Annotated in this window: 15 protein-coding genes; 7 read left to right on the forward strand and 8 right to left on the reverse strand. The window is 69.9% G+C overall.

Annotation, left to right across the window (positions count from 1 at the left end):
• The first annotated feature begins 160 nt into the window (after positions 1 to 160).
• From AC2W7C_RS08715 to AC2W7C_RS08730, 4 genes are all read left to right on the forward strand, one after another.
• Complete coding sequence (locus tag AC2W7C_RS08715) at positions 161 to 349, forward strand: hypothetical protein (protein WP_486001079.1); 189 nt, start codon at positions 161 to 163, stop codon at positions 347 to 349.
• A 26-nt stretch (positions 350 to 375) separates the two neighbouring features.
• A complete protein-coding gene (locus tag AC2W7C_RS08720; protein WP_486001080.1) occupies positions 376 to 852 on the forward strand; it encodes a hypothetical protein in 477 nt (158 codons plus the stop codon).
• Positions 849 to 1,394, forward strand: coding sequence for a hypothetical protein (locus tag AC2W7C_RS08725; RefSeq protein WP_486001081.1), 546 nt, complete (start codon positions 849 to 851; stop codon positions 1,392 to 1,394). Before AC2W7C_RS08720 ends, AC2W7C_RS08725 begins: the two co-directional genes overlap by 4 nt.
• 84 nt (positions 1,395 to 1,478) lie before the next feature.
• Entirely contained in the window at positions 1,479 to 2,519 is a 1,041-nt protein-coding gene (locus tag AC2W7C_RS08730; RefSeq protein ID WP_486001082.1) for a hypothetical protein, read from the forward strand.
• An 86-nt stretch (positions 2,520 to 2,605) separates the two neighbouring features.
• Here the strand turns inward: AC2W7C_RS08730 and AC2W7C_RS08735 are convergent, their stop codons facing one another.
• From AC2W7C_RS08735 to AC2W7C_RS08760, 6 genes are all read right to left on the reverse strand, one after another.
• Positions 2,606 to 2,818: a cold-shock protein gene (locus AC2W7C_RS08735; RefSeq protein ID WP_486001083.1), complete on the reverse strand. Its 213-nt coding sequence runs from the start codon at positions 2,816 to 2,818 to the stop codon at positions 2,606 to 2,608.
• A 165-nt stretch (positions 2,819 to 2,983) separates the two neighbouring features.
• Positions 2,984 to 3,214, reverse strand: coding sequence for a hypothetical protein (locus tag AC2W7C_RS08740; protein WP_486001084.1), 231 nt, complete (start codon positions 3,212 to 3,214; stop codon positions 2,984 to 2,986).
• 59 nt (positions 3,215 to 3,273) lie between these two features.
• A complete protein-coding gene (locus tag AC2W7C_RS08745; protein WP_486001085.1) occupies positions 3,274 to 3,969 on the reverse strand; it encodes a TorF family putative porin in 696 nt (231 codons plus the stop codon).
• A 29-nt stretch (positions 3,970 to 3,998) separates the two neighbouring features.
• Complete coding sequence (locus AC2W7C_RS08750) at positions 3,999 to 4,925, reverse strand: NAD(P)H-dependent flavin oxidoreductase (protein WP_486001086.1); 927 nt, start codon at positions 4,923 to 4,925, stop codon at positions 3,999 to 4,001.
• 125 nt (positions 4,926 to 5,050) lie between these two features.
• Positions 5,051 to 5,368, reverse strand: coding sequence for a TonB family protein (locus AC2W7C_RS08755; protein WP_486001087.1), 318 nt, complete (start codon positions 5,366 to 5,368; stop codon positions 5,051 to 5,053).
• 291 nt (positions 5,369 to 5,659) lie between these two features.
• Positions 5,660 to 6,007 carry a MerR family DNA-binding protein gene (locus AC2W7C_RS08760; protein WP_486001088.1) on the reverse strand — a complete coding sequence of 116 codons (348 nt, stop codon included), beginning with the start codon at positions 6,005 to 6,007 and terminating at the stop codon, positions 5,660 to 5,662.
• Positions 6,008 to 6,112: 105 nt separating this feature from the next.
• Between AC2W7C_RS08760 and AC2W7C_RS08765 the strand changes: the two genes are divergently transcribed.
• The 3 genes from AC2W7C_RS08765 (at position 6,113) to queF (ending at position 8,589) form a co-directional block, all read left to right on the forward strand.
• Entirely contained in the window at positions 6,113 to 6,877 is a 765-nt protein-coding gene (locus AC2W7C_RS08765; protein ID WP_486001089.1) for a MauE/DoxX family redox-associated membrane protein, read from the forward strand.
• A 71-nt stretch (positions 6,878 to 6,948) separates the two neighbouring features.
• On the forward strand, positions 6,949 to 8,103 hold the full coding sequence (locus AC2W7C_RS08770) for a M24 family metallopeptidase (RefSeq protein WP_486001090.1): 1,155 nt from the start codon (positions 6,949 to 6,951) through the stop codon (positions 8,101 to 8,103).
• Between the two features lie 24 nt (positions 8,104 to 8,127).
• Positions 8,128 to 8,589, forward strand: a complete 462-nt coding sequence (queF, locus tag AC2W7C_RS08775) for a preQ(1) synthase (RefSeq protein WP_486001091.1) — start codon at positions 8,128 to 8,130, stop codon at positions 8,587 to 8,589.
• A 5-nt stretch (positions 8,590 to 8,594) separates the two neighbouring features.
• Here the strand turns inward: queF and AC2W7C_RS08780 are convergent, their stop codons facing one another.
• Positions 8,595 to 9,488 carry a sensor histidine kinase gene (locus AC2W7C_RS08780; RefSeq protein ID WP_486001092.1) on the reverse strand — a complete coding sequence of 298 codons (894 nt, stop codon included), beginning with the start codon at positions 9,486 to 9,488 and terminating at the stop codon, positions 8,595 to 8,597.
• A partial coding sequence (locus AC2W7C_RS08785; protein WP_486001093.1) for a hypothetical protein occupies positions 9,389 to 9,659 on the reverse strand: 271 nt, incomplete at its 5' end. The genes AC2W7C_RS08785 and AC2W7C_RS08780, both read right to left, overlap by 100 nt.

Here is a 9,659-nt window from a genome sequence, read left to right on the forward strand (position 1 = left end):
GACCGCGCCCAGGCCGCCCGCTTCGAGGGCGACCTCTGGCGGTCCGCACCGGTGGTCTATCTGGCCCGGGTGACCGAGCTCGAGGCCGCGGCCGGCCGCGCGACTGGCTCCGTCTCTGCTGATGAAGGGAGAGACCCTGCCCGCGGCGGTGAGCATGCCCATGAGCCGGTCCCTGTGTCGCCGATTCGTCGGGCCCGAGATGGCGGTGGGCGACGAATACGTCGTCTACGCCTTCCCCGAGACGGCGACCGGCGCCTCGACCTTCTTCGCGCGGGCGGCCGACCTGGGCGACCCCGCCACACGCGAGGCGGTGGCCGCGGCGCGAGCGGCCGGAACCGAACGCCCTTGACCGGATAGATGGAGAAGATGGACGTCATGTCTGATTGGAAGAGAATTTTCGCCATCGTCGCCATCGTCGCGGGCGTGTCCGTCGGCACACCTTTCGCCGCCTCGGCCTGCGCGGTGAGCCATCCCCTGCCGGCCGAGGTGCGGGCCGCCGACGCCGAGATCGAGGGCCAGGCATGGGCGGAAGCGCCGCTGGTGTATCTGGCGCGGGTGACCGGGACGGGGCGCGGCTACGAACATTTCGAGCTGACGCCGGTTCTGGTTCTGAAGGGCGAGGCCGCGCCGCCGGTGATCGCCATGCCGCCGGTCCCGTCGCGGGGCGAATGCCTGCTCTATCACGGCCTGAACGTCGCGGACGGCGCCGCGGTCGGGGACGAGTTCGTCGTCTACGCCTTCACCGTTCCGCCGACGGCCCAGAGCCGGACGCTGGTCGTGTCGGCGCGCATGCTGGGCGACCCGGCCACGCGGCGGGCGCTGCGTGCGGCGAGGGGAAGGGAAGGCCGATGATCACGCACAAGGCCGCTTGCTTCGCCGCCGCCGCGCTGGCGCTGGGCCTGTTCGCCAGCGGCGAGGCCCGGGCCTGCCTGCCGTCGATCGACACGCCGGAACAGCAGGCGGAACAGGTCCGGCGGTATCACGCTGGATATTGGAACAACGCGACCCAGGTCTATCTGGCGGAAGCGACGGAGGTGGCGACGAGCTGGTCGCCGGACCCGGCCACGACGGACGTGTCTCCCTCGGGCTCCTCCGAGGTCGAACGGCCCACCACGCGGGTTCGCTTGACGCCATTACTGACGCTGAAGGGGCCGGAGGCGACGGAGCCTGTGGAGTTGAGCTTCAGGCCGTTGGACGAGGTGATGTGCACGCCGCCGCTGTGGCGGGACCATACGGTCCAGACCGGACTGGGGTCGCGCTACATCGTCTATGCGCGTCCCGACATGCCGCCGCTGCGGGGGCGGATCGACACGGTCCGGGTCGAGGACCTTCAAGACCGGGCGACCCGGTCGGCCTGGGAGGCGGCGGCCCGCCAGGCGCGACGCGGGAACTGACGCCGGCCGCCGTCAGGTCCGGACAGTTGGTGCGGGTCGAGCCGCGCGGGAAGCTGCGGGCGAGATCACGGCGAAGGACCCACGATGAAGCGCTCGATCCTTGTCCTGAGCCTCATCCTGTCGGCGGCGTCGCTGACGCCGACCGCCGCCTCGGCCTGCCGACTGGAAGCGCTTCCATCCCCCGAAGAGCGCATCGCCGTCATCACCGAGCGCCAAACGGACGCCTGGGCGGCCTCGCCCCTGGTCTACCTGGCCGAGGTCGTGGAATGGGACCTGACGCGGGACGGCCCGGACGGGTCCACTCAGGAGAACCTGAAGCTGGCGCCGCTGGTCGTGCTGAAGGGCGAGGCGCTTCCAGCGACGCTGTCGCTACGATTCAACGCGACGGACCGGCGCTGCGGCCGCGACTTCCTGGACATTGAAGAGAGCTACGGAGGGGCGGATCAGAGATTCATCGTCTATGCGACGACCGCCTCGCCGCCTCGGCCGACGATATCTGGACCCAGATCTACGGCGAGGTCCGCGATCCGGAGGCCATCCGGGCCATGGCCCGGCTGGGCTGGCTCCAACCCGCACCCCGTTTTCCCTATCAGCCCGGAAACTGACGCCATGCCGCGATCCAAACTGTTCACCCGCGCGACGACGCTGAGCTTGGGCCTGGGCCTGGGATTGGCCCTGGCGGCTCCCGGCGTCGCGTCCGCCTGCCTGACGCCTCTGCCCATGACCGCCCAGGAGCGGGCGGCGAGGGACGGGGAAGTTCAGGAACAGCTGTGGTCGGGAGCCGAGCAGGTCTTCACCGCGGCCGTGACCGACGTTCGATCTGAAGATCCGCCGGAACAGGCGGGCCCCGGAGAAGTGCCTCCGCCGCCCTCGCTGGACGATCACATCCGGGTCACGCTGAGGCCGTTGCTGGCCCTTAAGGGACAAGAGGCGTTGCCGCCTTCGTTCGAGTTCCGGGACCTGTACGTCAGCTGCACGCCGAGCGGTCTGGAATCGGCGCGGCTGAACCAGGTGTTCGTCGTCTATGCCGCCAACCCGGCCCGAAACACCGCGGCGACCGCCCTTCCGCTGGCGGAGATCAGACACCCGGCGACGCGCGCGGCCCTGCGGGACGCGGAGCGCTGAAGACCGGACCGGTCCAACGAAAACGGCGGCGAAGGCTCTCGCCCTCGCCGCGTCGAAGTCCTGGCGCCGGAGACCGGCGCTGGGGATCAGCCTTCAGCCTTCAGCTGACCAGCCGATTCCTTGCCCGAGCGACGGTCGCGCTCGAGTTCGTAGGAGACCTTCTGGTTTTCATCCAGGCCGCGCAGGCCGGCGGCCTCGACGGCCGAGATGTGCACGAAGACGTCCTTGCCGCCGTCGTCGGGCTGGATGAAGCCGTAGCCCTTGGTGGAGTTGAACCATTTCACAGTGCCGGTAGCCATTTTAGACCTCCGTTTGGCGTTGGCCGCAGGGAAGAGCCCCTGGAGGCCTGTCGGGTCTGAATGGGAGCGGCTAGACCTCAGTGCGAGCAGAGGGTGGCGTTTCGCAGAGAGATCGACGTCACGTCTTTTGAACCGCCGACGGGGCGAAAGCAAGGCGGATGCCGTTCAAGGCGCCACGTCGTCTTCGGCCGGAGCGACGTAGTGCTCCTGGCACAGCTTGCGCAGGGCGGCGGTCAGGGCGGGCCCGTAGAGGGCGTCCTGGACGCGCTCGTAGCCTTCGGCGGAGAGCCTCTGCTTCAAGTCGCCCACGGTGCGGCAGGCGCCGCTGCGGGCGAGCTCATAGGCGCGTTCGATGGTGGTGGGGCGGAGCGAGCTTGTCGATGAAAACGGGGGCACGTCCCATCAACGCCTGGAACGCCCAGCCGATCCCCGGCGGCCTCGCGAACGGCCGGGCCTCAGAAGGCGAAGCTGATCCCCGCGACCAGGGCGTCGGCATACTGCTCGCCCGGAACGTCGGCGTCGGTGGCGTGATAGCGCAGCTCGCCTTCGATGTTGCGGGTCAGGGCGTAGGTGAAGCCGACGTTCCAGCCGGTGTAGTCGACGCTGTTGTCCTGCTCCCGCCGGCCGATCTCGGCGGTTCCGGTGAGCTTGTCGGTGAAGTCCCAGCCCACGCGGCCGGCGACCCAGGTCCAGGCCTCGGTCGAACCCGTGCCGTCCGGCGAATGCTGCAGGCGGACGCGGGCGCTGGCGGGGCCGATAGAGCGCTTGACGTCGGCGGTGAACTCCCAGGCGTCATCGTCCGTGCCCGGATTGGCGTCGACCTGCCACTTGTGCTCGGCGTTGAGGTCCAGGTCGAAGCCCGCGATCTCAGGACGCATGCCGACGTTGAGCGAGACCTCCAGGTCCGAGCCGGTCGAGGCCTTGATCGTCTCGAAGGCCGGGCCGGCGTAGAACAGGCCGCTGGCGCTTTCCCACTGGGCCTCGCCCCAGACCGAGGCCTCGCCGTCGGACTTGGAGGCGTCCTTGGAGCGATTGTCGGTCGTCGCGCCGAACGAGAAGGACCAGGGATCGCGGTCCTGGGCCGAGGCGGCCGAGGCGCAGGCGAGCAGGGCGGTCGCCGCGAGGGCGGCGGTCGTCAGGGTGCGGAGCATCGGTCGGCCTCGTTGAAACGAGGCGCTGTCTAGAGCCGCTTCTTGTCGAATTTGTCACAAGCTCGCGAAAACTCGTCCTTGAGCCGATCAACAAGCTGGGCCGTGGGCAGGATGTCGTGGATGGCGCCCGCGCCCTGGCCGGCGGACCAGACGGTCTTCCAGGCCTTGGCCTCCTCGCCCATGTCCAGCTTGTGCTCGGGCAGGGACTTCGGATCGATGCCGTTCTCGACCAGCGACGGGGTCAGGAAGTTGGCCGGGATGCCCGAGACCGCCGGGGTGTAGGTGATGTCGGCCGAGCCGGACTGGACGATCATGTCTTTGTAGTGGGTCTGGGCCTGACTTTCGGTCGTGGCGATGAAGCGGGTGCCCATGTAGGCGAAGTCGGCGCCCATCATCAGGGCGGCGGCGACGTCGGAGCCGGTGGAGAGGCAGCCCGACAGGATGATGGTCCCGTCGAAGAAGGACCGCACCTCCTCGACCAGGGCGAAGGGATTGACCACGCCGGCGTGGCCGCCGGCGCCGTTGGCCACCAGGATCAGGCCGTCGACCCCGGCCTGGGCGGCCTTTCGGGCGTGACGCACGTTGGCGATGTCGTGGAAGACCACGCCGCCGTAGCCGTGGACGGCGTCGACCACGTCGCGGACGGCCCCCAGCGAGGTGATGATCAGCGGCACCTTCTCCTCGACCGAGACCATCATGTCGGCCATCAGGCGGCTATTGGTCGGATGGATGATGTGGTTGACGCCGAACGGCGCGGCGTCGGGCTTCAACCGGCCTTTGATGTCGTGCAGCCACTCCCGATAGCCCTCGGTGGTGCGCTGGTTCAGCGACGGGAAGGTGCCGATGACCCCGGCGTTGCAGGCTTCGACCACGATGTCCGGCCCGGAGACCAGGAACATGGGCGCCGCGATCACCGGCAGCGTCAGTCCCTTTTGCAGCGAAGCCGGAATGGCCATGGCGATGTCCCCGAGTTGTCTTTCGCTACGGATAGCGGGCTGTCCCGGGGGAAAGCAAATGGGGAAAAGCGCGGGGCGGACCGAACCAGACAGACACGGCTTCCCGTAGCGGCGAGCGTGGCGCCCTAGGGCGCCGGTGTGGGCTCAACGGGCGGCGGCGCGACGAAGCGGGTGGTGAACTGCACCCTGGCGCCCTCGGCGAAGCCGTCCACGGCCCAGGGCCACATGCGCGCTTGGTTCGCCGCGGCGATGACGGAGGCCGCGAAGCCCTGACCCGCGGGCGTTTCCTCGATGACCTCGCAGCCCGAGAGCACCCCGTTCGGAAGCGCCAGGCACCGGAGGGTGACTCGGCCTTCGGCGACGCCGTTGGCGAACGCCGTCGCCGGGTATTCGGGTTGGGGCGGTTGCACCCAGGACGGGTTGGTGATGAGCCAGCGGTTCACCGGGGGCGGCGGCCGTACGCCCGGAATGGCGACGACGACGGGTGTAGCCGTCGGGTCGTTTCTGCAAGGCGTCGGCGCGTCATGACCGGCGGCGGCGTCTGGGTCGCGCCGGGCTTGGGCTTGCGCTCGGCCTGCTGCGCTGGCGCGGGACCGGCCGCGATTAGCGCCAGACCCGCAGCTGAAAGTGCGCACCAGGCTCTCCGCCTTCCAAAACGTGCACCCATGTCTTCATGTCCCCCGGCACATCCCGCCTCCCTCATGCCTTGGGACGCCAGGCGCCGCAACCCGCCCTCACGCCTCCTCGAACGCCGTCAGGATCGGGCAGGGCCCCGCCGAGCCGTGGCCGCAGGCGACGGCCAGGCGGGACAGGGCGTCACGGGCGGATTGGAGCTCGGCGATGCGGGCGTCCAGCGCGGCGATGCGCTCGCGGGCCAGTTCGCGAGCGCGGGGGCGGTCGTCGGTGGCGTCCAGCGCCAGCAGTTCGCCGATCTGTTCCAGCGTGAACCCCGCCGCCTGCGAGGCGCGGATGAAGCGCAGGCGGCGCAGGTCGTCCTCGGCGTAGCGGCGCACGCCGTCGCCGCCGTCGGGAACGGGCAGCAGGCCGCGCCGCTGGTAGTAGCGGATCGTCTCGACCCCCACGCCGCCGCGCGGCCAGGCCGCCGATGGTCGCCGATCTCATCGCTTGACTCCGTACCATGGTACGGAAGCCATAAGGGGCCCGACGCGTTTGAACGCAAGGAGCCCATGATGAATTCAAGTTCGAAGAAGACCGCCGTCCTGTACCGGATGGTCATGCCCAGCCACACCTGTCCCTACGGGCTGAAGGCGCGGCATCTGCTCCGCTCCAAGGGCTATCAGGTCGATGACCGCTGGCTGGAGACGCGCGAGGCGACGGACGCCTTCAAGGCCGAGCACGGGGTGAAGACCACACCCCAGACCTTCATCGACGGAAAGCGCATCGGCGGCTACGACGACCTGCGCCGGTTCTTCGGCCTGGGCGTCCGCGACCCGGACAAGACCAGCTACGTCCCCGTGATGGCGGTCTTCGCGGCGACGGCGGCGCTGGCGATGGCGGTCAGCTACGCCACCTCCGGTTCGCCCTTCACCCTCCGGGCGGCGGAGTGGTTCATCGGCATGAGCATGGTCGTGCTGGCGATGCTGAAGCTGCAGGACGTCGAGTCCTTCTCCAGCATGTTCCTGAACTACGACCTGCTGGCCAAGCGGTGGGTGCCCTACGGCTACATCTACCCGTTCGCCGAGTTCGGGGCAGGGGCGCTGATGGTGGCGGGGGCCCTGACCTGGTTGTCCGCGCCGGTGGCGCTGTTCATCGGGGGCATCGGGGCGATCTCGGTGTTCAAGGCCGTCTACGTCGACAAGCGCGAGCTGAAATGCGCCTGCGTCGGTGGGTCCAGCAAGGTGCCGCTGGGCTTCGTGTCCCTGACCGAGAACGTCATGATGGTGGCGATGGCGGTGTGGATGCTGGCGATGCCCGCCCTGCATCTCGGATAGGCGGACCGGCTGGCGAGGCGCGGCGGGACAGGCTACTCACGGCGTCCCGCCACGCGCTCGGAGCCGCCCCGATGAACCCGCCGCCGATCTCGCTCCAGGAACGCCGGGACCGGCTTCGGCGGCTGGAGGCGGCGATGGAGGCGCAAGGGGTCGCCGCCCTCCTGCTGGATGCGACCAGCAGCCTTCGCTACTTCACCGGCCTGTCCTGGTATCGATCCGAGCGGCTGATCGGAGCCCTGGTCCGTCCCGGCAAGCCGCTCACCTACATCTGCCCCCGGTTCGAGCTGGACAAGGTGTCCGGCGTCGTGGGTGTTCCCGGCGAGTTTCTGACCTGGGAAGAGCATGAAAGCCCGTATGCGCTGGTGGCCGACGCGGTCGGACCGACGGGGCGGCTGGCCGTCGACGAAAAGGCGCCGGTGTTCGCCTGGCTGGGCCTGGCCGAGGTCCTGGGCGCGGACCGGCTGACCAGCGCGGGGCCGCTCACCACCGCCCTGCGGTCACGCAAGTCCGCCGCCGAGATCGCCCTGATGACCCGGGCCAAGGCGCTGACGCTGGAGGCGCATCGCCGGGCGCACGAAAGCCTTCAGGCCGGGGTGCGGGCGTCCGAGGTGGTCGCCTTCATCGACGCCCAGCATCGCGCCCTGGGCGCGGACGGCGGCAACACCTTCTGCATCGTGTCGTTCGGCGCCGACACCGCCCTGCCGCATGGCGGGGAGGGCGATCCGGCGCTGAAGGAGGGCGACGTGGTCCTGATCGACACCGGCTGCGCGCTGGACGGCTACAACGCCGACATCACTCGGACCTATGTGTTCGGCGAGCCCGATCCGGAGGTGCGGCGCATCTGGGACCTGGAGCACGGCGCCCAGGCGGCGGCCTTCGAGGCGGCGCGGCTGGGCGAGCCCTGCGAGGCGGTGGACGCCGCCGTGCGGGTCTTCCTTAAAGCCGAAGGGCTGGGGCCGGACTACGAATTGCCAGGGACGCCGCACCGCACCGGTCACGGGATCGGGCTGGACATCCACGAGGCGCCGAACCTGGTGCGCGGCGACCGAACGGCGCTGGACGTGGGCATGTGCTTCTCCAACGAGCCGATGATCGTGGTGCCGGGCCGGTTCGGCATCCGGCTGGAGGACCATTTCCATATGACCGAGGCCGGGCCGAAGTGGTTCACCCAGCCGCAGCCCAGCCTGGACGAGCCGTTCCGGGGCGTGGCGCCGCTGGCGGCGTGACCGGCTAACCGCTAGATCAGGGCCATGACCACCGACACCTCCGGCCTGCACCAGCTGGGCCAACAGACCGCCGCCCCGACCAGCCCCGAGACCGCGGTGCTGGAGCGGGTGCCCAATCCGCACGCGGATGCGCTGTACCTGGCCCGCTTCACCGCGCCGGAGTTCACCAGCCTGTGCCCGGTCACGGGCCAGCCGGACTTCGCCCACATCGTCATCGACTATGCGCCCGGGCCCTGGCTGGTCGAGTCCAAGTCGCTGAAGCTGTATCTGACCAGCTTCCGCAACCACGGCGCCTTCCACGAGGACTGCACCGTCGCCATCGGCCGCAGGCTGGCCGATCTGCTGGAGCCGAAATGGCTGCGCATCGGCGGCTACTGGTATCCGCGCGGCGGCATCCCCATCGACGTTTTCTGGCAGACCGGGCCGGCGCCCGAGGGCCTGTGGCTGCCCGACCAGGGCGTGCCGACCTACCGCGGACGGGGCTGAACCGCCTACAGCGGCAGCATGTCCACGTCCCGGGCCAGCCTGAGCCGGATGTCGGCCTCGAACCCCTCGGGCGCGTAGCGGAAATCGGAGCCGGCGGCGCTGGACGAGATCAGCCTTGATCCGAAGCCGGTGCGCGTCGGCGCGGCCACCGGCGGGCCCCCCTGCTCGGCCCAGCCGATGTGCAGGTCGTCGCCCTCGGCGCGCCAGGACACCCGGACGCGCCCCTCGGGCCGGCTCAGGGCTCCGTACTTGGCCGCGTTGGTGGCCAGCTCATGGACGATCAGGCCCAGGTTCAGGACGTCCTGCGCGCCCAGCCACAGGTCGGGGCCGTCAAGAACGACCTGGTCGTCGTTGTAGTGGCCGAATTCGGCGCGGAAGATCTCGCGCAGCTCGGCCCGGCGCCAGCCCTCGGCGGTCAGCAGGTTGTGGGTGGCCGAAAGGGACAGCAGGCGCGCCTGGAAGGCCTTGGCGAAACTCTCGACGTCCTCGGCCTTGCGCGCGGTCAGAGAGGCGATCGACAGGACCGTGGCCAGGGTGTTCTTCACGCGGTGGTTCAGCTCGTTGATCAGGACGCGCTGGCGGGCCTCGCTGCGGGCCAGGGCCTGGTAGGCGGCGCGGTGGGTGGTGACGTCCTGGATGGTGCCGACCAGGCGATGCGAGCGGCCTGCGTTGTCCAGCAGCATGCGGCCGCGGATCTCCAGCCAGCGGCCGTCCAGAAGTTCGTAGTCGGCTTCGTAGTCCGCCCCTTCGGCGATCGCCCGTTCCAGGTTCACGGCCCGATAGGCGGCGCTCGCCGGCGTCAGCAGGCCGGCGACCTGGGACTGATCGAAGGGGGCGTCGGGGGCGAAGCCCAGCAGCATGCGGCCCTGCTCGGACAGGCTGAGCCGCCGGCGGGGCACGTCCATCTCCCAATAGCCCATGCGGCCGCCCGCAGGGCCAGCAGCAGGGCCTGGCGCTGGTCCACCAGGCTGGCGCCCAGGGCCATGAACAGCAGCAACATCGTCAGGCCCGCGACCCCGAAGGCCAGCCAAAGCGGCGGCACGCCGGCTGCGCCCGGCGCCCCGAGCCCG

The organism is Brevundimonas sp. CURTG3B2_SDJG, from assembly GCF_057364705.1.